We start from the raw sequence: 21,150 nt of genomic DNA, 5'->3' as shown, positions 1-21,150 counted from the left end.
AATGCGAACGCCGCTGATCGGCGCAGCGCGGTACATTCTTTTTCCTGTCGCGCAGCTCGGCTATAACCCGCACATGCCCTTGACGCTGACTGCATCGCTGCCTCCCATCCTGCCGCCGGCAGCGCTGCGGGCCTACGTTGCGGCGCATTTTGGCAAAAGCCTGCTGTGGTACACCAGCGAGTTGCTGCTGATTTTTGCGTTGACCGAATACGTCGGATTGAGCGCGGTGGCCGCCGGCGTGTCGGTCGCCGGCGGATTGGTCGTCAGTGCGGTGATGGGCATGCTTGCAGCGCGACGCTGGAGCGCCGGCGTCAGCCTGGCCTGGGCCGGCCGCTCGCAGTGGCGCGGCATCGCCTTGGCAGCGATCGCCCTGGCGCTGCTGTTCGTGACGCCATCACTTCCCGCCGATGTCCACCTGATCAGCGTATTGCTGCTCAGCCTGCCCTTCCGGGCCGCCTATGCGGTGGGTGACGTCGCACAGAACACCTTGCTGGGATTGGGCCACTGGCCCTGGCGTGGCGCGCGCGGCGTCAGTGCGCTGCGTCTGATCGGTAGCGGGCTGGCCGCACTCCTGGTCAGCGCCGCGATCGGCCTGGTCCTGAAGGCCGGCACACCTGCCGCCGCATCGACTGCGTTAATGGTGGTCGCGCTGGTCAGCAGCATCGCACTGCTGTCGGCATGGTGGTTACGCAACGCACTGCAGCCTTACACGCACACGGCTGCCGCCACTGCATCGCCGCCGCTAGCTGCCTCTTATTGGCGGCGCGATCAGTTGCTGCCCTTGGCGGTCATCGCCGCACTGGCCTTGGCGTTGCCGACTTTCACCAAATTGGCGCCGTATCTGGCGCAGTCGCGTACCGGCTCGGCCGGCTGGGGCAGCGCGGTATTGATTGCATATGCGTTGGGCAGCGTTTGCATACAGCCCTTGGCAGCGCGTTGGCCGACCGTGGCAATGCGTCGATTGGGCCTGAGTGGAGCCGCGTTGTCCGGACTGGGATTGCTCTTCGCCATCGCTACGTCTCGATATTACGTGCTGGATGCCAGCCTGGCCTTCGGCATTGGGTTGGCGGCCGGTAGTGCCGGGCAATGGGTGTGGGCACGCCACGCAGAACTTGCTTCGCACAATGGCCCCGCAAAGCAGGCGCGCGAAAGTGCCGCACTCACCGCGACCGCCCAACTCGCGCTGGCAGCCGGCAGTGGCGTGATCGGACTGCTGCTGGGCACATCCGACTATCACACGGGAAACGATGCGCATCTGGCGTGGGCGATGGCCTTGGGGCCGATGCTCTGCGGCGTGTTGTGCGTGCTGATCGCCTGGATCGGCAGTGCATTTGCAATGCCTGAAAAACGCAGACCTGTTGCATCAATGCCGTCGAGTCAGGTCTGACAATCTCGATCAGGCACGACGATTTTCAATACTTGTGCATAAGGGTCTGCGCTGACTGCAATTGTGGTCTTCGGCAATCGTCACGCATGTCTGCATGTCTGCATGTCTGCATGTCTGCATGTCTGCATGTCTGCATGTCTGCATGTCTGCATGTCTGCATGTCTGCATGAAATTATTTCGCACCGTGTCGAACTTGATGCGTTTGATTCAAGATGCCTGACACGTTTGAACATATGCACTGCGAATAAGCAAAAGCGGCAGCAAGCGCGCAATGCGATTTCTGCATGGCCAACGCAGATGTGCCACTGATACCGTCGAAAGAATCGTGATCGATGATTTTGACGATCTCGGCTACACATCGTTGCGCGGCCACTACACGCCATCTAAAATTCCGCTGACGCATTTGTGCGCGATGCATATGCAAGCTTGGCGCGCGACTTGTTGATGGGATGCGAGGGCAAATCACGTCGTGGCGCTTCGTGCTCACTCGTCACCATCAACGCGCATCGAGCAACTCGGACGCCTCTTCTAGTGATTACAACACCGCGCTCTACGATGCACATGCGAGCGTTCGACGCATGATCCGGGCAGCATCAAGCACCACGCACTGAAAGTTCCTTTATGCACCCCGCGTTCGCATCTCGATGTATCCCCGCTGCGGTAGAAAACCGCAGGACGCAAGCACACGTACTAGTGACGATGATGTGTAGCGCAGCCTGCCAATGACGCTATACGCGTAGCCCACGCGCAACGCATTGCGTATCTCGAACAAACGCGCAGACGCGCAACACTGCGCGGGCACCGTGTCGATATCGGTTACAGCATCGCTGTCGCCACCGCGATGCGACGCACACAACGAATGCATCGCACTGTTGTCGTTGAGCGAAGCGGTAGATGCAGCAAGCAATCACACGCGTCAACCCCGCCTATTCAGCCGCGATTCTGTGATCGACGCCTACCTTGCGCCAACTTTTTGACCCACCGCATTTGGTGGGCACCTCCGGTAGATCTTCTTTCGCCGGAGACCGGGCGACCCGTGGCAGGTCGCCTCCCCATGACGCCAAGCCCTCTGTACTGGTGCATCCACCTTGGATGCTCTGCGGATCGGCCCATACGGAGCAAGGAGTTATATGAAACTGGTTTGGATACTTTGGCTGTCGCAGTTGTTGCCGCAGCCGGCTGCAGATTCGTTGTGCTTGAGCACCACCGTGTACCTGGAAGCGCGCGATCAGACCTTGCGCGGCCAGCAAGCCGTCGCGGAAGTTGCGTTGCGTCGGCTGGACAGCGGTTTGTGGGGCGACTCGATGTGTCAGGTGGTCACTGCGCGCAAGCAGTTCGCGCCCACCATCGTGGCTCCGGGAACGCAGCTGAAAAACGACGATGCCTGGAACAAGGCGCTGGATGTGGCACTGGCTGCAGAGCGCAACTGGGCGCTGCCGGTGGGTCAACGCAAGGAAATCGTGCCGGGCGCCAGTCACTTTGCCGCAAGCGCGATCGCAAGCCCGAGCTGGCGTAATGCCTATCAGGTGGCCACCATCGGCGACCACACGTTCTATCGCGTACAGAAGCTGCGCCCGCGCACCGCATCCTGACGCTGCCCACGCACTCACGCGTTGCCGCTAAGCTTGCGTCTTCGTTCTTGTGCGGAAATTCTCATGAAGCTGTACACCAAGCCGGGCGCGTGTTCGCTGGCAGATCACATCGTGCTGCGCTGGTCGGGGCTGCCCTTCGATCTGGAGGTGGTCGACGCCGCCACGATGAAGTCCCCCGAGTATCTGCGCCTCAACCCGGCCGGTGCCGTGCCGCTGCTGCTCGTTGACGACTGGGCACTGACCCAGAACGCGGCCATCCTCAACTACATCGCCGACATCGCGCCGCTCACCGGCTTGTCCGGCGATGGCACCGCGCGCAGCCGTGCGGAGATCAATCGCTGGATCGCCTTCGCCAATGCGGATGTGCATCCGGCCTTCAAGCCGATCTTCGGCAGCACCGCCTATCTGCAGGACGACGCACTGATCGCGCGCAGCCATGACGACGCACGCAGCAAGCTGCGCAGCTTGTACGAACGTGTCGACGCGCATCTGCAGGGGCGCAACTGGCTGGCAGGCGACACCCACACCGGCGCCGATGCGTACCTGTTCGTGACGCTGCGATGGGCGCAGAAGGTGGGCGTGGACCTGAGCGGCCTGAGCGCAGTGGATGCATTCGTGCAGCGCATGCTGGACGATACGGATGTGCAGGCCGCATTGCAGGCCGAAGGCCTGGCCTGAGCCGAGAGTAGCGCGCGAAGGGATCGGTGCAGCGGCCATGCGTCTTGCACCGGCTCTACAACATCGATGGGCATGCCTGTGGCTTTTCCGCGCCGCAGCCCACCGCATCTCACGCACTGCATCGCACAAGCGCCACATAAAAAACGCCGGGCATTGCCCGGCGTTTTCGTCACAACAGCGAGGCGAGAAACTCAGCCCAGCAGATGCGACACGCCGCTGCGCTCTTCTTCCAGCTCAGCCAGGGTCTTGTCAATGTACTTCTGGCTGAAGTCGTCGATCGGCAGATCCTTGACCAAGGTGTACTCGCCGTTGGCGGTGGTCACCGGGAAGCCGAAGATCACGCCTTCCGGAATGCCGTAGGAGCCGTCGGACGGCACGCCCATCGTCACCCACTTGCCGTTGCTGCCCAGCACCCAGTCACGCACGTGATCGATGGCGGCGTTGGCGGCCGACGCAGCCGAGGACAGGCCGCGCGCTTCGATGATCGCCGCGCCGCGCTTGCCCACGGTCGGGATGAAGGTCGATGCGTTCCATTCCTGGTCGTTGATCGCATCGCCGATGGACGCGCCATCGGCGGTGGCGAAACGGTAGTCCGGGTACATGGTCGGGCTGTGGTTGCCCCACACCACCAGCTTCTCGATGCCGCCGACCGGCTTGCCGAGCTTCTGCGACAGCTGGCTGAGCGCACGGTTGTGGTCAAGACGCAGCATGGCGGTGAAGTTCTTCGGGTTCAGATCCGGCGCCGACTTCATCGCGATGTAGGCATTGGTGTTGGCCGGGTTGCCGACCACCAGCACCTTGACGTCACGCTTGGCGACCTTGTTCAACGCCGCGCCCTGCGCAGTGAAGATCTTGGCGTTTTCCAGCAGCAGGTCCTTGCGCTCCATGCCCGGGCCGCGCGGACGCGCACCGACCAGCAGGGCGACGTCGATGTCCTTGAACGCCACTTCGGCGTCGTCGGTGCCGACCACGCCGGCCAGCAGCGGGAATGCGCAGTCTTCCAGCTCCATGATCACGCCCTTGAGCGCGGCCTGGGCCTTTTCATTGGACAGTTCCAGCAATTGCAGGATCACCGGCTGATCCTTGCCCAGCATTTCGCCGGAGGCGATGCGGAACAGCAGGGCATAGCCGATCTGGCCGGCAGCGCCGGTCACGGCAACACGAACAGGTGCTTTCATGGGGAGTTTCCTCTGCTAAAAAACATGGGTGGAGGTGCACGCTGGCGTGGCGCAAGGCCTGGCGGCGCGCAGTGACAGACGAACGGCCGCACAAGGCGGCCGTTCGGGAAAGACATCAGGCGGCGAGGATCTTGTTCCACTCCGCGACGCGGTCGGCCTTGGCGGCCAGCACGGCGTCGGTATCGCCTTCGATCGTCACCTTGTTGATCACATCGCCCTGGGCAACGGCATCGACCACGTCCAGGCCCTGGGTGACCTTGCCGAACACGGTGTGCTTGCCGTCCAGCCACGGGGTGGCGGTGTGGGTGATGAAGAACTGGCTGCCGTTGGTGTTGGGGCCGGCATTGGCCATGGACAGCACGCCGCGCTCGTGGCCGACGCCGTTGTTGGCTTCATCCTCGAAACGGTAGCCCGGGCCGCCGCGGCCGGAGCCTTCCGGGCAGCCGCCCTGGATCATGAAGTCGGCGATGACGCGGTGGAAGCTCAGGCCGTCGTAGAAGCCGCGCTGGACCAGGTTGACGAAGTTGGCAACGGTCAGCGGGGCCTTGTCGGCGAACAGCTCGACCACGATCGGGCCGCGGGTGGTGTCGAAATGGGCAATCAGGGACATGGAAATCCTTGCAGGTTTCAGGGTGTATGACAGCCCATTAGAATACACCCGGGCGTGCAGGCGGCCGTGCAGGTTGGACCATCGTCGGGGGTATCCGGGCTAGCTGAATGGGCGTTTTGGACCGCTTGGCGGCCGAACGCAACGGCACGGCAACGAAACCGCTATAATGTCGGGCTTACCTCATCTCAAGACTGGCGCCAGACAGGGGCCCTTTCCGCATGTCTATCGAAAAACTCCGCAATATCGCCATCGTCGCGCACGTTGACCATGGCAAGACCACCCTCGTCGACTGCCTGCTGAAGCAGTCCGGCACCCTGTCCGAACGCACCGTGCTGGCTGAGCGCGTGATGGACAGCAACGATCAGGAAAAGGAGCGTGGCATCACGATCCTGGCCAAGAACACGGCCATCACCTGGAACGGCAACCGCATCAACATCGTCGACACTCCGGGACACGCCGACTTCGGTGGCGAAGTCGAGCGCGTGCTGTCGATGGTGGACTCGGTGCTGATCCTGGTCGACGCGATGGACGGCCCGATGCCGCAGACCCGCTTCGTGACCCAGAAGGCGTTCGCGATGGGCTTCAAGCCGATCGTGGTGGTCAACAAGATCGACCGTCCCGGCGCACGCCCGGACTGGGTCATCGACCAGGTGTTCGACCTGTTCGACAAGCTCGGCGCAACCGACGAGCAGCTGGACTTCCCGATCGTCTACACCTCCGCCCTGAACGGCTACGCCAGCCTGGATTCGAGCGTGCGCGACGGCGACATGACCCCGCTGTACGAAGCGATCATGCAGCACGTGTCGGCACCGGACGTGGATCCGGACGGCCCGTTCCAGATGCGCATCAGCCAGCTGGACTACAACAACTTCGTCGGCGTGATCGGCATCGGCCGCATCCAGCGCGGCGTGCTGAAGAAGAACATGCCGGTCAGCGTGATCGACCGCGAAGGCAAGAAGCGCCAGGGCAAGGTGCTGCAGGTGCTGGGCTTCCTCGGCCTGGAGCGCATCGAGCAGGACACCGCCGAGGCCGGCGACATCGTCGCCATCTCCGGCGTGGCCGAGCTGACCATTTCCGACACCGTGTGCGCGCTCGACGCCCCGGAAGCGCTGCCGGCGCTGACCGTGGACGAGCCCACCATCTCGATGACCTTCCAGGTCAACAACTCGCCGTTCGCCGGCAACAAGGACCTGTCCGGCGGCAAGTTCCTGACCAGCCGCCAGCTGCGCGACCGCCTGGACCGCGAGAAGGTGCACAACGTGGCACTGAAGGTTGAGGAAGGCTCCGACGCCGACAAGTTCCTGGTCTCCGGCCGCGGCGAACTGCACCTGTCGGTGCTGATCGAGAACATGCGTCGTGAAGGCTACGAGCTGGCCGTGTCGCGTCCGGAAGTCATCATCAAGGAAATCGACGGCAAGCAGATGGAGCCGATCGAACAGCTGGTGGTGGACATCGAAGAACAGCACCAGGGCGGCGTGATGGAAAAGCTGGGCACCCGCAAGGGCCAGCTGAAGAACATGGAGCCGGACGGCAAGGGCCGCGTGCGCCTTGACTACATGATCCCGGCGCGTGGCCTGATCGGCTTCCAGAACGAGTTCCGCACCCTGACTCAGGGCTCGGGCCTGCTGTTCCACGTGTTCGACCATTACGGTCCGAAGGAACAGGGCGCGATCGCCAAGCGCCAGAACGGCGTGATGATTGCCAACGCAGCGGGCGCCACCCCGGCCTATGCGCTGGGGCCGTTGGAAGAGCGTGGCCGTCTGTTCGCTGCTGAAGGCGACAACGTGTACGAAGGTCAGCTGGTCGGTATCCACTCCAAGGACAACGACCTGACCGTCAACGCGATCAAGACCAAGCCGCTGACCAACATGCGCGCCTCGGGCAAGGACGATGCGATCAAGCTGACCCCGGCGATCAAGTACACGCTGGAGCAGGCACTGGACTTCATCGAGGACGACGAGCTGGTCGAAGTCACCCCGAAGGAAATCCGCCTGCGCAAGAAGTTCCTCACCGAAAGCGACCGCAAGCGCGCTGGCCGTTCCGGCTAAGCACGGGACGTCCATCTCCGTGAGCAACACGCCCTACAGCCCGGATCCGCGTGCGCATCCGGGGCTGCATGTGATCGCCTTGCTAGAGGCGGTCAAGGGGACGCTTGCGCTGTTGGCGGCGACGGGCCTGGAAATTCTGGGCCCGCTCCCGCTGCAGGACGCGGTCAGCACGCTGATCCGCCGCTTCAACCTGGATCCCGACCACGGCGCACTGCCGTCGTTGCTCAAGACCATCAGTCCCGACGCCGTCCATCTGGCTGCTGCCGCAATGCTGGCGTATGGCCTGCTGCACGTGGTGGAAGCCTGGGGTCTGTGGCGTGCCAAGGCCTGGGCGTCACTGCTGGGCTGCCTGTCGGCGGCCATCTACCTGCCTTTCGATATCTACGCCATCGTCCGCCATCCCGGCTGGACCGCCTGGGGCGTGCTGGCGATCAATCTGCTTGTGGTCGGCGTGCTGGCACGCGATCTGATCAAGCGCCGGCGCCGCTGACGCGCTCCTGCCCGTGTGCGGGCATGTCATACACGTTGTCACCCCGACGCAGCGCCGTTAGCCTGCGAACAGTCCCCGGGGAACACCGCCAATGCGATCCACCACCTTGTCCTTCGCGCTGCTGCTTGCGCTGTGCGGCTGTGCGCATACCGAAAGCCTGACCTTGGCCGGTGCCAACGCAGCCACTGCCAGGCAAGACGATCTGATCGACGCCGATATCGTCGGCCTGCAGGCACGCATGGCGTCAGGGAAGATCAGCAGTCTGGATCTGACCCGCGCGTATCTGCAGCGTGTCGCCACCATCGATCGCGCCGGGCCCGCTCTCAATGCGGTGATCGAACTCAACCCGCGAGCCGAAGCCGACGCACGTGCATTGGACGCCGAACGCCGCGCCAGTCATGTGCGCGGGCCCCTGCATGGCATTCCGGTGCTGCTCAAGGACAACATCGATGCGCTGCCGATGGTCAACAGCGCCGGCTCGCTGGCACTGGCCGATTTCAGGCCCGGCCGCGATGCGTTCCTGGTGCAGCGCCTGCGCGCCGCTGGCGCGGTGATCCTGGGCAAGACCAACCTGAGCGAGTGGGCCAACTTCCGCTCCACCAAGTCCAGCTCCGGCTGGAGCGCACGCGGCGGGCTGACCCGCAATCCGTACGCACTGGATCGCAATCCCTGCGGCTCCAGTGCCGGCACCGGCGCGGCGATCGCGGCCAGCCTGGCCACGGTCGGCATTGGCACCGAAACCGACGGCAGCATCACCTGCCCGGCCTCGGTGAACGGCCTGGTCGGACTCAAGCCGACCGTGGGCCTGGTCAGCCGCGACGGCATTATTCCGATCTCGGCCAGCCAGGACACCGCCGGCCCGATGACGCGCAGCGTCGCCGATGCGGCCGCCGTGCTGCAGGCGATCGCCGCGCCTGACCCGCAGGATCAGGCCGCGCGCACTGCACCGACGTCCACACCGGACTATCTGGCGCATCTCAGGCCCGATGGCCTGCGCGGCGCCCGCCTGGGCCTGCTGCGCAACCCCTTGCGCGAAGATCCGGCGATTGCCGCCACGCTGGAGCGCGCCGTGCAGACGCTGCGCGCCGCCGGCGCCACCGTGATCGAAACCAGCCTGGCAACCGATGGCCAGTGGGATGCCGCCGAGCAAACAGTCTTGTTGGTCGAGTTCAAGGCCGGCCTGAACGCGTATCTGCGCAGCCACGCCGCGCCGGTGTCGAGCCTGGAGCAATTGATTGCCTTCAATCGCAACCATGCGCAGCGCGAGATGCCCTACTTCGGGCAGGAGCTGTTCGAGCAGGCGCAGGCCGCGGCCGGACTGGACGATGCCGCCTATCTCACGGCCCGCGCCACTGCCAAACGGCTGGCCGGGCCGGACGGCATCGACGCCGCGCTGCAGGCCAATCGCCTGGATGCGCTGATCGTGCCGACCACCGGTGCTGCCTGGGTCACCGACCTGGTCAAGGGCGATACCTTTCCCGGAGCCGGCTACGGTGCGGCCGCGGTGGCCGGTTATCCCAGCCTGAGCGTGCCGATGGGGCAGACCCAGGGCCTGCCGCTGGGCTTGTTGTTCATGGGCAGTGCCTGGAGCGAGCCGCGCCTGATCGAACTGGCCTACGCCTACGAACAACGCAGCAAGGCACGTGTTGCGCCCCGCTATGCGCCGACCGCGCCCAGCGCACCAGCGGCCGCGCCTGCAGCTACTACACCGTAGTCGCAGGCTCGCCGTCTTCGGCACCGGGCGAGCGCACGCTCTCCTGGGCGATCGGCGCGGCGGCACGCAGGGGCGGCTTTTCCTGCGCGGCGATTTCGGCGCGAATCCTGGGCAATGCGTAAGGATGCTCGCGGGTCAGGAAGTCGATCATGCGCTCGCGGCTGATGCAGCGCAGATCGAACGCATCGCCGGAATTGCGCGCGCTCACCAGCAGGCGTACCTGGATCGTGCTCTCGCTGGTTTCGGTCACCTGAGTCACGCACACGCGTCCATCCCACAGCGGCTCGCTCTTGCAGATGCGCTCCAGCTCGGCACGCACCGCCGCGATCGGGGTGCGGTAGTCCAGCCACAGGAATGCGGTACCGAGCAGATCGGCACTGCTGCGTGTCCAGTTCTGGAACGGGTGCTCGATCCACCAGGTCAACGGCACCACCATGCGCCGCTCGTCCCAGATCCGCACCACCACATACGAGCTGCCGATTTCCTCGATGCGGCCCCACTCGCCCTCCACGATCACCACATCGTCCAGCCGGATCGGCTGGGTCAGGGCGATCTGCAGACCGGCGATCAGGTTGCCGAACACCGGCTTGGCCGCGATACCGGCCACCAGGCCGATGATGCCGGCCGATGCCAGCAGCGTTTTGCCGATCTGGCGTACCTGCGGAAAGGTCAGCAGCACCACCGAGATGCCGAGCAGGATCACCGCGCCCATCACCACCCGGCTCAGTACGCGTGTCTGGGTCTGGATGCGCCGTGCGGTCAGGTTGTCGGACACCTCGATCGGGTTGCTGCGCAGGATCGCCATCTCGCCGGCGGCGACCGCGCGCACCAACAGCCAGGTCACGCAGCCAACGATGCCGACGTGCAGCAGATGCTGCATCGCCGCCAGCCCTTTGCCGGACAGCGGCGTCGCTTCGGTGGCGACGCCCAGAAACAGCAGCGGCAGGATGAAGGCAGCCGGCAGCGTGACCACGCGGATGATGCGTGCACGGCGATAGTCGCGGCCCTGCATGCGGCGAAACAGCCACAGCATCAGCGACCAGGTGACGATGCCCGCCAGCAGCGCGGCACCAAGCGGGATTGCGTATTCGCGGATGACGTTCCAATCGGCAGTCAAACCGTTCCTCCTGTGGGGGAAAGAGGGATGGCTGCAGCATCATGCCGCACGCGGCATGAGCATCACGTCATGCGTACAGCGACATCACGCGCCCAGCGGCTGCGACGCCACCTGCTGTTGCTTGCGCACGATCGCCATTGCGATTTCCAGCGACTGCTCGTAGTTCAGGCGCGGATCCACGCTGGAGCGGTAGGCGCGTTCCAGATCGCGCTCGGTCAACTCGCGCGCGCCACCGGTGCATTCGGTGACGTCTTCGCCGGTCAGTTCCAGATGCACCCCGCCCAGCCGCGTCCCGGCGGCCGCATGCAGATCGAACGACAACTCGACCTCGCTGCGGATATTGTCGAAACGCCGTGTTTTATAGCCATTTCCGGTGCTTTCGGTATTGCCGTGCATCGCATCGCAGACCCACAACACCCGACGTCCATCGCGCTTGACCGCCTCCAGTAGCGGCGGCAACTTCTCGGCGATCTGCGCCGCGCCCATGCGATGGATGAAGCTCAGGCGGCCGGGTTCGTCTTCGGGATTGAGCACGTCGATCAGACGCAACAGCTGATCCGGCTGCACCGACGGCCCTACCTTGATCGCGATCGGATTACGCACGCCACGCAGGTATTCCACATGCGCGCCATCCAGCGCGGCGGTGCGCATGCCGATCCACGGGTAATGCGTGCTCAGGTTGAACCAGCCCCACTGGCGCGGCACCTGCCGGGTCAGGCCTTCCTCGTACGGCAGCAACAGCGCCTCGTGCGAGGTGTAGAAGTCGATGCGGTTGAGGTTGTAGACCTCCGCGCCGGACAGGGTCTCCATGAAGCGCACCGCGTCGCCGATCGATGCCACCATCTTCTGGTAGTCCGCCGCCAGCGGCGAATACCCCACCCAGTCCAGATTCCAGTATTCGGGATGGTGCAGGTCGGCAAAGCCGCCGTCGATCAGGGCGCGTACGAAATTCATCGTCATCGCCGAGCGCGAATGCGCGGTGATCATGCGCTGCGGATCCGGCACGCGCGCCGCTTCGGTGAAGGCCGGCGCATTGATCACATCGCCGCGGTAGCTCGGCAAGGTCACCCCGTCGCGGGTTTCGGTGTCGGCCGAACGCGGCTTGGCGTACTGCCCGGCAAAGCGCCCTACCCGCACCACCGGCAGGTGCAGGCCATGCACCAGCACCAGGCTCATTTGCAGCAGCACCTTCAGGCGATTGGAGATCGTGCCCGATTCGCAATCGCTGAAATTCTCGGCGCAGTCGCCACCCTGCAGCAGGAAGCGCTTGCCTTCCTGCGCCTCCGCCAGCTGGCGCTTGAGCGCGAAGATTTCCCAGGAGGTCACCAGCGGCGGCAACTGCCGCAACTCGCCCAGCGTGTGTTCCAGCGCAACGGCGTCCGGGTAGACCGGCATCTGCAACGCCGGACGCTGCCGCCAGCTCTGCGGCGACCACTGGTCTGCCTGGTTGACGGACGAATGAGGGGAAGCGGACATCGTGAACTCCAGAAATCTCGGGCGCCGGCCAGCGCCGGAACGAAACGATCAGAACAATTTGCGCGGACCACGCTGCCTGAAGCCGGCATACAGCGCCCATAGCGCCAGGCCCACAAACCACAGCATGCTCCACATCGGCATGCTCAGGCCCAGAAAGCGCCAATCGATATTGCCGCAGTCGCCGGTACCGGTCAGCACGGTGCGGAACACTTCGAACGGCCCCATCGTTTCGCTCAGGAAGCTCAACGGCGGCCCGCACGAGGACATCATGTCCTTGGGCCGGATCTGCACCCAGACATGCCGCGCCGCGATGCCCATGCCGACGCCGGCAGCGATGAAGCTCAGCACGCCATAGAGCTTGCGCGTGCCCGCGGCGCGCGGCCCATGCAAGGCGCCCAGCAGAAACAACACCGCCAGCGCCGCAAACGCGATCCGCTGGAAGATGCATAGCGGGCAAGGCTCCAGCCCAAGATGCAGCTGCACATAGATCGCGTAGGCAAGCAGTCCTGCGCAGGCAAGAAAGCCCAGCAAAAACTGCGCCCGGAAACCCCAACGAAATGGATTCATCGCTACCGCTTGCCTAGGATCGAATGCCCGATTATCAGCCATCGCTGCCGCGGTGACCACGGATGGCTGCATCGGGCAGGTCGTCTGGCGGCAGGCCCCGTGCAGCCATGCATGTTGCCAGTCATGTGTCGGCCTGCAGACCCTCGACACCGCCCGGAGACGGTCGCCTTTGCGGCAGCGAAATTGATCCTGGTTGAGGCATGCACATCGCTGCGATGTTGCCGAAACACCCAAACTAAGATCGACTGCCATGGTCCGGCACCGGCTATAAAAAAGCCCGGCGCTAGCCGGGCTTTTCGAGAATCTTTGCGAAGAGCGAACCGATTACTCGGTCACTTCCTCGGCGACGACCGGACGGTCGACCAGCTCGACATACGCCATCGGCGCATTGTCACCGGCACGGAAGCCGGCCTTCAGGATGCGCAGGTAGCCGCCGGGACGGGTCGCGTAACGCGGGCCCAGTTCGACGAACAGCTTGCCCACTGCTTCCTTGTCGCGCAGGCGAGCGAACGCCAGACGACGATTGGCAACGCCATCGACCTTGCCGATGGTGATCAGCGGCTCGGCGACGCGACGCAGTTCCTTGGCCTTCGGCAAAGTGGTCTTGATCAGCTCGTGCTTGAACAGCGACGCGGCCATATTGCGGAACATGGCTTCGCGGTGTGCGCTGGTGCGGTTAAATTTACGACCGGATTTCTGGTGACGCATGAGTGTGATTTCCTAAGGAATGTTGAGACTGCTTGAGAGACGTTGTCGCCATCCTGGCGCTGTTGAATGGACTGCGGTTGGTCCGAGCCGGCCGTCCTTTGACCGGATGTCACCGCGGGCTTTGGCCCGTCGATGTAAAAAAAACAGCATGGGCGCCCGAAGACGCCCATGCGGTGATGCATTAACCAAGCATGCCGTGCTGGGCGACACCGGCCGGCGGCCAGTTCTCCAGCTTCATGCCCAGTGCAAGGCCGCGCTGTGCCAGCACTTCCTTGATTTCGGTCAGCGACTTCTTGCCAAGATTCGGGGTCTTGAGCAGTTCCACTTCGGTCTTCTGGATCAGATCGCCGATGTAGTAGATGCTCTCGGCCTTCAGGCAGTTGGCCGAACGCACGGTCAGCTCGAGGTCGTCGATCGGGCGCAGCAGCACTGGATCCACGCCGCTGGCAGCCGGCTTGGCCGCACCGCGATCGCGGTGGGTGAAATCGCCGAACACCGACAGCTGATCGCTGAGGATGTCGGCGGCGGTGCGCACGGCTTCCTCGGCATCGATCGTGCCGTTGGTTTCGATATCGATCACCAGCTTGTCGAGGTCGGTGCGCTGTTCAACGCGCGCAGCTTCCACGGCATAGGCAACGCGGCGCACCGGCGAGAACGACGCATCCAGCATCAGACGACCGATGGTGCGGGTCTCTTCGTCCGGACGACGACGCGCGGCAGCCGGCTGGTAGCCAAAACCACGCTCGATCTTCAGGCGCATGTTCAGCGCCGTGTCCTTGGTCAGGTGGCAGATCACGTGGTCGCCGTTGATGATCTCAACGTTGTGATCGGTCCTGATGTCGGCCGCAGTGACCGTGCCCGGACCCTGCTTGGACAACGACAGCGTCGCGCTGTCGCCACTATGCATACGAATCGCCACGTCTTTCAGGTTGAGCAGGACGTCAAGCACGTCTTCCTGCAGCCCTTCGACCGTGGTGTACTCGTGCAGCACGCCGTCGATCTCGACCTCGGTGATCGCAAAACCCGGGATCGACGACAACAGCACACGACGCAGGGCATTGCCCAGCGTGTGCCCGTAACCGCGCTCCAAGGGCTCGATCACGACCTTTGCGCGATTGTCGGTAAGACGTTCGATCTGCGGACCACGGGGGCGCAGAACCTGGTTGGCGGTAACCGTCATGTTGCGGGGTCTCCTGCGAACCTCCGGCGGTGCCGGAGGCTCTCCAATGTGAATTACTTCGAATACAACTCGACGATCAGCGCTTCGTTGATATCCGAAGGCAGGTCAGCGCGATCCGGAACGGCCTTGAACACGCCGCTGAACTTCTTCGAATCGACTTCGACCCACGACGGCGTCATGTCGTGCTGCTCAGCCACGGTCAGGGCTTCCTGCACGCGAAGCTGCTTCTGTGCCTTTTCCGACAGCGTGATCGCATCGCCAGCCTTGATCTGGTACGAAGCCAGATTCACCGACTTGCCATTGACCAGCACGCCACGGTGCGACACCAGCTGGCGCGCGGCCGGACGGGTGACGGCAAAGCCCATGCGGTAGCAGACGTTGTCCAGACGGGTTTCCAGCAACTGCAGCAGGTTCTCGCCGGTGTTGCCCTTCTTGGTCGAGGCCTTCTTGTAGTAGTTGCGGAACTGACGTTCCAGCAAACCGTAGATGCGCTTGACCTTCTGCTTTTCACGCAGCTGGGTAGCGTAGTCGGAGAGCTTGCCTTTGCGAGCCGCGCCATGTTGGCCGGGCTTCTGCTCAAGCTTGCACTTGGAGTCCAGCGCACGCGCCGGGCTCTTGAGGGAAAGGTCGGCGCCTTCGCGGCGGGCGAGCTTACAGGTAGGACCGATATAACGAGCCATTTCTTATCGCTCCCTTTAGACGCGACGCTTCTTCGGCGGACGGCACCCGTTGTGCGGGATTGGCGTCACGTCGATGATGTTGGTGATCTTGTAGCCCACGTTGTTCAACGAACGCACGGCCGACTCACGGCCCGGACCCGGACCCTTGATACGTACTTCCAGCGACTTCACGCCGTAGTCGAGCGCAGCGCGGCCAGCCTTTTCGGCGGCAACCTGAGCAGCGAACGGGGTCGACTTGCGCGAACCACGGAAACCGGCGCCGCCGGACGTAGCCCACGACAGTGCATTGCCCTGGCGATCGGTGATGGTGACGATGGTGTTGTTGAACGAAGCGTGGACGTGAGCGACGCCGTCAGTGATGACGCGCTTGATCTTCTTCTTCGTTTTCTTTTCTGCTGGCTTTGCCATGATCTATCCCTTACTTCCTGATCGCCTTGCGCGGACCCTTACGGGTGCGGGCGTTGGTACGGGTGCGCTGACCACGCAGCGGGAGACCACGGCGATGACGCAGACCGCGATAGCAGCCCAGGTCCATCAGTCGCTTGATCGCGATACCGATTTCGCGGCGCAGGTCGCCTTCGACGACATACTTGCCGACCTCGGCGCGCAGGCGCTCGATTTCGGGTTCGGACAGATCACGAATCTTCGTGGTCGAGGTAACGCCTGCGGATTCGCAGAGCTTCTTCGAACGGGTACGGCCGATGCCGTAGATGCTTTGCAACCCGACCCAGACGTGCTTCTGGGCTGGCAGGTTGACGCCTGCAATACGCGCCATGACGCGATTCTCCAACTGAGTGATGGCCCGACAGCGCCCAGGCGCCATCCGGCAGGATGGATCAAAAGTGAACTCGGAATTGTAGCAAGGCCTCGGATTGCTTTGAAGCCCGTGGAACCAAAAGTTCCATGGACCCGGCGTGGGGAGTGTGCCCTCGCTCCGGCGCCGGACGATGTTGATCCAGAAAACTTCTCCGAATCGCCTGTACTACTCCCGCACAGGACCACCTCGCCACACCCGCGCGCGAGACGTCGCGCGAGCCGCCCTTCTGATCGGAAGATCGTGGCCCGGGAACCAGGCCGTCTTCACGCAATGAAGATCTAGTGTACCACTTAACTGCGCGCCAGACCGCCGCGCGAGCCACCCTTGAGGTTGGCCTTCTTCAGCAGACTCTCATACTGATGCGACATCAGATGGGCCTGGATCTGTGCAATGAAGTCCATCACCACCACCACGGCGATCAGCAACGACGTACCACCGAAGTGGAACGAGGTGCCCAGCTGGGTGCGCATGATTTCCGGCAGCAGGCAGACGATCACCAGGTACAACGAACCCGCTGCGGTCAGCCGGGTCAGCACGCCGTCCACATAGTCAGCTGTCGCCTTGCCCGGGCGGATACCCGGAATCAGTGCGCCAGACTTCTTGAGGTTGTCAGCGGTTTCCTGCGAGTTGAACACCAGCGCGGTATAGAAGAACGCGAAGCCGATGATCAGCGCAGCAAACACCAGCATGTGCACCGGCTCGCCAGGCCCAAGCGCATTGGCAATCTTCTGCAGCCACGAACCCACGCCACTGCCGGATGCCGCCTGACCGGACCACATCGACAGCGTGGCCGGGAAGGCCAGGATGCTGGAGGCGAAGATCGGTGGAATCACGCCTGCCATGTTGAGCTTCAGCGGCAGGAACGAGGTCTGGTTCATGTACGCATTGCGACCGCCCTGGCGGCGCGCGTAATTGACCGTGATACGTCGCTGCCCGCGCTCGACAAACACCACAAACAGCGTGAACGCCAGAATGGTGATGACGATCAGCAGCAGCGAAATGAAGCTCAGATTGCCTTCGCGGAAGGCCTCGACGGTCTGGATCGCCGCCGACGGAAGGCCTGCCACGATGCCAGCGAAGATGATCAGCGATACGCCGTTACCGATGCCACGCTCAGTGACTTGCTCGCCCACCCACATCAGGAAGATGGTGCCGGCGGTCAGTGCAATCACTGCGGTGAGCACAAAGCCCATGCCCGGCGCGTACACCACCGGAGCGCCACCAGGCGCGGTCTGGTTCTGCAGTGCCAGCGCGATACTGCCGCCCTGCACCACCGCCAGCAACACCGCACCGATACGCGAATACTGGGTGATCTTGCGTCGGCCGGATTCGCCTTCCTTCTGCATCGCCTTGAGGGCGGGAAAGATGTGCGTGGCCAACTGGATCACGATCGATGCCGAGATATACGGCATCACATTCAACGCAAAAATACTGAAACGGTGCAGGGCGCCGCCCGAGAACATGTTGAACATGTCCACGATGCCGCCACCCTGCGCCTGCATCAACGAAAGCATGGCATCGGGATTCACGCCCGGCACCGGCACATAGCAGCCGATGCGATAGACGATCAATGCCCCGAGGACGAACAGTAGCCGCTGGCGAAGTTCCGTGAACTTGCCGAGCCCGCCACCGAGGTTACCAATGCCAGCCTGCGCCATCTGCCGATTACTCCTCTACGCTGCCGCCGGCAGCTTCGATTGCTGCCTTGGCGCCCGCACTTGCGGCGACACCCTTCAGCACGAACTTCTTGCTCAGCTCGCCCTTCAGCACGATCTTCGCCTTCTTGGCGCGGCTCGGGACCAGGTTGGCCGCACGCAGCGCTGCAAAGTCGATCTCACCGGCTTCCAGCTTATCCAGCTGGTAGGACAACACTTCGGCACTGTCACGCGCCATCTTGGAACGGAAGCCGATCTTCGGCAGACGGCGCTGCATCGGCGTCTGGCCGCCTTCGAAGCCGGCCTTGATCTTGCCGCCGCCCTTGCGAGCGAACGAACCCTTGTGGCCGCGGCCGCAGGTCTTGCCAAGGCCGGAGCCGATGCCACGACCGACGCGGGTGCGCTCGGTACGGGCGCCGTCGGCGGGCTTGAGGTCATTGAGATGCAAAGTCATGGGATTAGTCCTCAACCTTGACGAGGTAGTGAACGGTGTTGATCAGACCGCGAACCTGCGGGCTGTCCTTCAGTTCACGCACATCGTTGAGCTTATTCAGGCCCAACGCACGCACCGACAGGCGGTGACGCGACTGGGTTCCACGCAGGCCACGCACCAGGCGCACCTTCACGGTCTTGTTGGTGTCCTTAGCCATGGTTGAGCTCCTCCACCTTCTTGCCGCGCTTGGCCGCAACACGGGCCGGCGACTGCACTTCCGACAGACCCTTCAGGGTTGCACGGACCAGGTTGATCGGATTACGCGAACCAACCGCCTTGGCCAGCACGTTCTTGACGCCGACCGCTTCCAGCACAGCGCGCATGGCGCCGCCAGCGATGACGCCCGTACCTTCCGACGCCGGCTGCATGTAGACGCGTGCTGCGCCGTGGCCGGACTTGACGGCATGCCACAAGGTACCGTTGTTCAGATCCACAGTGGCCAGGTTCTTGCGCGCCTGCTCCATCGACTTCTGGATGGCGACCGGCACTTCGCGCGCCTTGCCATAACCGAAACCGACCTTGCCCAGACCATCGCCGACCACGGTCAGCGCGGTGAAGGTGAACTGGCGACCGCCCTTGACCGTCTTGCTGACGCGATTGACCGCGACCAGCTTTTCGATCATGCCATCGTCGACTTTCTCTTCGCGGTTACGGTCGCGATCACGACCCCGCGGTGCACGTTCTTCTGCCATCTTGATTCCTTGATTGATTGAGTATGTACGGCTTGGGGCCGCTTATGGTTGTGGAGTCACGCTGTGTTCCCGGCACCGTTGCAAAAGAACGGGACGGTCCGGCATCTCCCCTGCCGGCGGTAACGCGAATGTGGCCGATGGCCACATCCGCAGCAGTGCTTAGAACTGCAGGCCGCCTTCGCGAGCTGCGTCGGCCAACGCCTTGATACGGCCATGGTAGCGGTAGCCCGAGCGGTCGAATGCGACCTTCTCGATGCCCGCAGCCTTGGCGCGCTCGGCGATCAGCTTGCCGACCTTGACGGCCGCATCGCTGTTCTTGCCGTTCTTCAGGCCTTCCTTGACGTCGGCCTGCAGGGTGTTCGCCGCAGCGATCACCTTGGAGCCGTCGGCGGTGAAGACCTGCGCATACAGATGCTGGCCGGTGCGCAGCACCGACAGGCGAGCGACGCCCAGTTCACGGATGTGCGAACGGGTGGACTTGGCGCGACGCAGACGGGCGATGTTCTTGTTGATGCTCATGATATTTATCCTACGAAAGCTGAAGGAAGCAGGCTTTTGCATCGAAAAGTCCGGCCATGGCTGGCCGGGCTCCTAGCAGAGGGACCTGCATTACGCCTTCTTGGCTTCCTTGCGAATGATGACTTCACCGGCGTACTTCACACCCTTGCCCTTGTAGGGCTCCGGCGGACGGAAACCGCGAATCTTGGCGGCAACTTCGCCGACGCGCTGCTTGTCGGCGCCCTGGACCACGATTTCGGTCTGGGTCGGAGTCGACAGCGTGATGCCTTCCGGCGCCACGAACACCAGCGGATGCGAGAAACCGAGCGACAGGCTCAGGTCCTTGCCCTGCATGGCGGCACGGTAACCGACGCCGACCAGCTCGAGCTTGCGCTCGAAGCCCTCGGACACACCCTTGACCATGTTGGCCAGGATGGCGCGCACGGTGCCGGTGATGGCAATCTGCGACGGTTCGTTGGCCGACAGCGTGGCAACGTCGCCGTCGATGGCGATTTCGACGCCAACCGGCTTCGGCAGGGTCAGGGTGCCTTTCGGGCCCTTGACGCTCACCAGCTCGGGCTGGACCTTGAGTTCAACACCCTTCGGAAGGGAAACAGGCTTCTTGGCTACACGGGACATGATCGATTCCTTCCCTTAGGCCACGAAGCACAGGACTTCACCACCAACGCCGGCTTCGCGAGCCTGCGCATCGGTCATGATGCCCTTCGACGTGGAGATGATGGCAATACCCAGGCCGCCAAGGACCTTGGGCAGCTCGGTCTTGCCGCGGTACTGGCGCAGACCCGAGCGCGAGAAACGCTTCAGGGTCTCGATGACCGGACGGCCTTCGAAATACTTCAGCACGATTTCCAGCTCCGACTTGTTGTTCTCGGTTGCTGTCACGCGCAGGTCGGTGATGTAACCCTCGTCCTTCAGGACCTGGGCGATCGCGACCTTGATCTTGGACGACGGCAATTTCACCGTCTGCTTACCAACCGCGGCCGCATTCTTGATGCGTACCAGCAGGTCGGCGATGGGATCAGTCATGCTCATATGAGTACCTTTGAGTGCACCGATATCCGCTTTCGCGAAAATCTTGTGTTTTCCTGGGGATGGGCCAGGACCCTTTACGCCATGCCAGGCCCATGCGGGCAAGACAGAAGCGGAAGTATACGACAAAAGAGCCCGACTTGCGTCGGACTCCCTTGTTGAACAGAACCATCCTGTTCAAGCCGGCCGCGAACGGCCGGCAATGCTGTTACCAGCTTGCCTTGCGCAGGCCCGGAACGTCGCCGTTCATCGTGGCCTTGCGCAGCATGTTGCGACCCAGACCGAACTTGCGGTAGACACCGCGCGGACGACCGGACAACTCGCAACGGTTGCGGTGGCGGCTCGGCGACGAATCGCGCGGCAGCTTCTGCAACTTGGTCGACGCGTCGATCTTCTCTTCGTAGGACGCATCCTGACTGGAGAGGATCTTCTTCAGCGCATCACGCTTGCCGGCGAATTTCTTCGCCAGCTTTGCACGCTTGATGTCGCGGTGGATCATGGAGGTCTTTGCCATTTCGGA

Annotated in this window: 24 protein-coding genes; 6 read left to right on the top strand and 18 right to left on the bottom strand. The window is 63.2% G+C overall.

Annotation, left to right across the window (positions count from 1 at the left end):
• The first annotated feature begins 73 nt into the window (after positions 1-73).
• From AC1PLA_RS05370 to AC1PLA_RS05360, 3 genes are all read left to right on the top strand, one after another.
• Positions 74-1,387 carry an MFS transporter gene (locus tag AC1PLA_RS05370; RefSeq protein ID WP_481106162.1) on the top strand — a complete coding sequence of 438 codons (1,314 nt, stop codon included), beginning with the start codon at positions 74-76 and terminating at the stop codon, positions 1,385-1,387.
• Between the two features lie 1,130 nt (positions 1,388-2,517).
• Positions 2,518-2,979: a cell wall hydrolase gene (locus tag AC1PLA_RS05365; protein WP_016905076.1), complete on the top strand. Its 462-nt coding sequence runs from the start codon at positions 2,518-2,520 to the stop codon at positions 2,977-2,979.
• A 63-nt stretch (positions 2,980-3,042) separates the two neighbouring features.
• The gene (locus AC1PLA_RS05360; protein WP_411862672.1) at positions 3,043-3,657 is read left to right on the top strand and encodes a glutathione binding-like protein; all 615 of its coding nucleotides are present in this window, start codon (positions 3,043-3,045) and stop codon (positions 3,655-3,657) included.
• A 191-nt stretch (positions 3,658-3,848) separates the two neighbouring features.
• Here AC1PLA_RS05360 and AC1PLA_RS05355 read toward each other — a convergent pair whose 3' ends face one another.
• Both AC1PLA_RS05355 and AC1PLA_RS05350 read right to left on the bottom strand, forming a co-directional pair.
• Entirely contained in the window at positions 3,849-4,835 is a 987-nt protein-coding gene (locus AC1PLA_RS05355; protein WP_024938556.1) for a malate dehydrogenase, read from the bottom strand.
• Between the two features lie 115 nt (positions 4,836-4,950).
• Entirely contained in the window at positions 4,951-5,445 is a 495-nt protein-coding gene (locus AC1PLA_RS05350) for a peptidylprolyl isomerase (protein WP_016904578.1), read from the bottom strand.
• A 218-nt stretch (positions 5,446-5,663) separates the two neighbouring features.
• Between AC1PLA_RS05350 and typA the strand changes: the two genes are divergently transcribed.
• The 3 genes from typA to AC1PLA_RS05335 all read left to right on the top strand — a co-directional run bounded on the left by typA (position 5,664) and on the right by AC1PLA_RS05335 (position 9,697).
• Positions 5,664-7,493, top strand: coding sequence for a translational GTPase TypA (gene typA / locus AC1PLA_RS05345; protein ID WP_016904579.1), 1,830 nt, complete (start codon positions 5,664-5,666; stop codon positions 7,491-7,493).
• 70 nt (positions 7,494-7,563) lie between these two features.
• Positions 7,564-7,983, top strand: a complete 420-nt coding sequence (locus tag AC1PLA_RS05340) for a DUF2127 domain-containing protein (protein WP_175430059.1) — start codon at positions 7,564-7,566, stop codon at positions 7,981-7,983.
• A gap of 106 nt (positions 7,984-8,089) precedes the next feature.
• The gene (locus tag AC1PLA_RS05335; RefSeq protein WP_481106161.1) at positions 8,090-9,697 is read left to right on the top strand and encodes an amidase; all 1,608 of its coding nucleotides are present in this window, start codon (positions 8,090-8,092) and stop codon (positions 9,695-9,697) included.
• Here the strand turns inward: AC1PLA_RS05335 and AC1PLA_RS05330 are convergent.
• From AC1PLA_RS05330 to rpsN, 16 genes are all read right to left on the bottom strand, one after another.
• Positions 9,687-10,814, bottom strand: a complete 1,128-nt coding sequence (locus tag AC1PLA_RS05330; RefSeq protein ID WP_047128220.1) for a mechanosensitive ion channel family protein — start codon at positions 10,812-10,814, stop codon at positions 9,687-9,689. The genes AC1PLA_RS05335 and AC1PLA_RS05330 overlap by 11 nt on opposite strands.
• An 84-nt stretch (positions 10,815-10,898) precedes the next feature.
• Entirely contained in the window at positions 10,899-12,290 is a 1,392-nt protein-coding gene (locus AC1PLA_RS05325) for a class II 3-deoxy-7-phosphoheptulonate synthase (RefSeq protein ID WP_039530484.1), read from the bottom strand.
• Between the two features lie 48 nt (positions 12,291-12,338).
• Positions 12,339-12,857, bottom strand: coding sequence for a disulfide bond formation protein B (locus tag AC1PLA_RS05320; RefSeq protein WP_039513404.1), 519 nt, complete (start codon positions 12,855-12,857; stop codon positions 12,339-12,341).
• Between the two features lie 324 nt (positions 12,858-13,181).
• The gene (rplQ, locus tag AC1PLA_RS05315; protein WP_065046565.1) at positions 13,182-13,565 is read right to left on the bottom strand and encodes a 50S ribosomal protein L17; all 384 of its coding nucleotides are present in this window, start codon (positions 13,563-13,565) and stop codon (positions 13,182-13,184) included.
• A 181-nt stretch (positions 13,566-13,746) separates the two neighbouring features.
• Positions 13,747-14,745 carry a DNA-directed RNA polymerase subunit alpha gene (locus AC1PLA_RS05310; RefSeq protein WP_002811635.1) on the bottom strand — a complete coding sequence of 333 codons (999 nt, stop codon included), beginning with the start codon at positions 14,743-14,745 and terminating at the stop codon, positions 13,747-13,749.
• A 53-nt stretch (positions 14,746-14,798) separates the two neighbouring features.
• Positions 14,799-15,425, bottom strand: coding sequence for a 30S ribosomal protein S4 (gene rpsD / locus AC1PLA_RS05305; protein WP_002811641.1), 627 nt, complete (start codon positions 15,423-15,425; stop codon positions 14,799-14,801).
• 15 nt (positions 15,426-15,440) lie between these two features.
• A complete protein-coding gene (rpsK, locus tag AC1PLA_RS05300; RefSeq protein ID WP_003486671.1) occupies positions 15,441-15,833 on the bottom strand; it encodes a 30S ribosomal protein S11 in 393 nt (130 codons plus the stop codon).
• A 10-nt stretch (positions 15,834-15,843) separates the two neighbouring features.
• On the bottom strand, positions 15,844-16,200 hold the full coding sequence (gene rpsM / locus AC1PLA_RS05295; protein ID WP_003486672.1) for a 30S ribosomal protein S13: 357 nt from the start codon (positions 16,198-16,200) through the stop codon (positions 15,844-15,846).
• A 332-nt stretch (positions 16,201-16,532) separates the two neighbouring features.
• Positions 16,533-17,900: a preprotein translocase subunit SecY gene (gene secY, locus AC1PLA_RS05290; protein WP_016900648.1), complete on the bottom strand. Its 1,368-nt coding sequence runs from the start codon at positions 17,898-17,900 to the stop codon at positions 16,533-16,535.
• A gap of 7 nt (positions 17,901-17,907) precedes the next feature.
• Positions 17,908-18,351: a 50S ribosomal protein L15 gene (gene rplO / locus AC1PLA_RS05285; protein ID WP_016900650.1), complete on the bottom strand. Its 444-nt coding sequence runs from the start codon at positions 18,349-18,351 to the stop codon at positions 17,908-17,910.
• A 4-nt stretch (positions 18,352-18,355) separates the two neighbouring features.
• The gene (gene rpmD, locus AC1PLA_RS05280) at positions 18,356-18,547 is read right to left on the bottom strand and encodes a 50S ribosomal protein L30 (protein ID WP_024938563.1); all 192 of its coding nucleotides are present in this window, start codon (positions 18,545-18,547) and stop codon (positions 18,356-18,358) included.
• Entirely contained in the window at positions 18,540-19,082 is a 543-nt protein-coding gene (gene rpsE, locus AC1PLA_RS05275) for a 30S ribosomal protein S5 (RefSeq protein ID WP_003486682.1), read from the bottom strand. The genes rpmD and rpsE overlap by 8 nt, the downstream gene beginning before the upstream one ends.
• A 159-nt stretch (positions 19,083-19,241) precedes the next feature.
• Complete coding sequence (rplR, locus tag AC1PLA_RS05270) at positions 19,242-19,601, bottom strand: 50S ribosomal protein L18 (RefSeq protein ID WP_016900655.1); 360 nt, start codon at positions 19,599-19,601, stop codon at positions 19,242-19,244.
• Between the two features lie 90 nt (positions 19,602-19,691).
• Positions 19,692-20,219, bottom strand: coding sequence for a 50S ribosomal protein L6 (gene rplF / locus AC1PLA_RS05265; RefSeq protein WP_016900656.1), 528 nt, complete (start codon positions 20,217-20,219; stop codon positions 19,692-19,694).
• Between the two features lie 15 nt (positions 20,220-20,234).
• Positions 20,235-20,633 carry a 30S ribosomal protein S8 gene (gene rpsH / locus AC1PLA_RS05260; protein ID WP_010371096.1) on the bottom strand — a complete coding sequence of 133 codons (399 nt, stop codon included), beginning with the start codon at positions 20,631-20,633 and terminating at the stop codon, positions 20,235-20,237.
• A 205-nt stretch (positions 20,634-20,838) separates the two neighbouring features.
• On the bottom strand, positions 20,839-21,144 hold the full coding sequence (rpsN, locus tag AC1PLA_RS05255; protein ID WP_005917137.1) for a 30S ribosomal protein S14: 306 nt from the start codon (positions 21,142-21,144) through the stop codon (positions 20,839-20,841).
• Positions 21,145-21,150: the final 6 nt, after the last annotated feature.

This window comes from Xanthomonas sp. NCPPB 1826 (assembly GCF_056725285.1).
This window is presented reverse-complemented; position numbering and strand designations above follow the sequence as displayed.

Excerpts from the sequence above, each read along its gene's own strand:
- AC1PLA_RS05370 (WP_481106162.1), top strand. The coding sequence starts at position 74 with ATGCCCTTGACGCTGACTGCATCGCTGCCTCCCATCCTGCCGCCGGCA.
- AC1PLA_RS05365 (WP_016905076.1), top strand. The coding sequence starts at position 2,518 with ATGAAACTGGTTTGGATACTTTGGCTGTCGCAGTTGTTGCCGCAGCCG.
- AC1PLA_RS05360 (WP_411862672.1), top strand. The coding sequence starts at position 3,043 with ATGAAGCTGTACACCAAGCCGGGCGCGTGTTCGCTGGCAGATCACATC.
- AC1PLA_RS05355 (WP_024938556.1), bottom strand. The coding sequence starts at position 4,835 with ATGAAAGCACCTGTTCGTGTTGCCGTGACCGGCGCTGCCGGCCAGATC.
- AC1PLA_RS05350 (WP_016904578.1), bottom strand. The coding sequence starts at position 5,445 with ATGTCCCTGATTGCCCATTTCGACACCACCCGCGGCCCGATCGTGGTC.
- typA (WP_016904579.1), top strand. The coding sequence starts at position 5,664 with ATGTCTATCGAAAAACTCCGCAATATCGCCATCGTCGCGCACGTTGAC.
- AC1PLA_RS05325 (WP_039530484.1), bottom strand. The coding sequence starts at position 12,290 with ATGTCCGCTTCCCCTCATTCGTCCGTCAACCAGGCAGACCAGTGGTCG.
- AC1PLA_RS05320 (WP_039513404.1), bottom strand. The coding sequence starts at position 12,857 with ATGAATCCATTTCGTTGGGGTTTCCGGGCGCAGTTTTTGCTGGGCTTT.
- rplQ (WP_065046565.1), bottom strand. The coding sequence starts at position 13,565 with ATGCGTCACCAGAAATCCGGTCGTAAATTTAACCGCACCAGCGCACAC.
- AC1PLA_RS05310 (WP_002811635.1), bottom strand. The coding sequence starts at position 14,745 with ATGACGGTTACCGCCAACCAGGTTCTGCGCCCCCGTGGTCCGCAGATC.
- rpsD (WP_002811641.1), bottom strand. The coding sequence starts at position 15,425 with ATGGCTCGTTATATCGGTCCTACCTGTAAGCTCGCCCGCCGCGAAGGC.
- rpsK (WP_003486671.1), bottom strand. The coding sequence starts at position 15,833 with ATGGCAAAGCCAGCAGAAAAGAAAACGAAGAAGAAGATCAAGCGCGTC.
- rpsM (WP_003486672.1), bottom strand. The coding sequence starts at position 16,200 with ATGGCGCGTATTGCAGGCGTCAACCTGCCAGCCCAGAAGCACGTCTGG.
- secY (WP_016900648.1), bottom strand. The coding sequence starts at position 17,900 with ATGGCGCAGGCTGGCATTGGTAACCTCGGTGGCGGGCTCGGCAAGTTC.
- rplO (WP_016900650.1), bottom strand. The coding sequence starts at position 18,351 with ATGACTTTGCATCTCAATGACCTCAAGCCCGCCGACGGCGCCCGTACC.
- rpmD (WP_024938563.1), bottom strand. The coding sequence starts at position 18,547 with ATGGCTAAGGACACCAACAAGACCGTGAAGGTGCGCCTGGTGCGTGGC.
- rpsE (WP_003486682.1), bottom strand. The coding sequence starts at position 19,082 with ATGGCAGAAGAACGTGCACCGCGGGGTCGTGATCGCGACCGTAACCGC.
- rplR (WP_016900655.1), bottom strand. The coding sequence starts at position 19,601 with ATGAGCATCAACAAGAACATCGCCCGTCTGCGTCGCGCCAAGTCCACC.
- rplF (WP_016900656.1), bottom strand. The coding sequence starts at position 20,219 with ATGTCCCGTGTAGCCAAGAAGCCTGTTTCCCTTCCGAAGGGTGTTGAA.
- rpsH (WP_010371096.1), bottom strand. The coding sequence starts at position 20,633 with ATGAGCATGACTGATCCCATCGCCGACCTGCTGGTACGCATCAAGAAT.
- rpsN (WP_005917137.1), bottom strand. The coding sequence starts at position 21,144 with ATGGCAAAGACCTCCATGATCCACCGCGACATCAAGCGTGCAAAGCTG.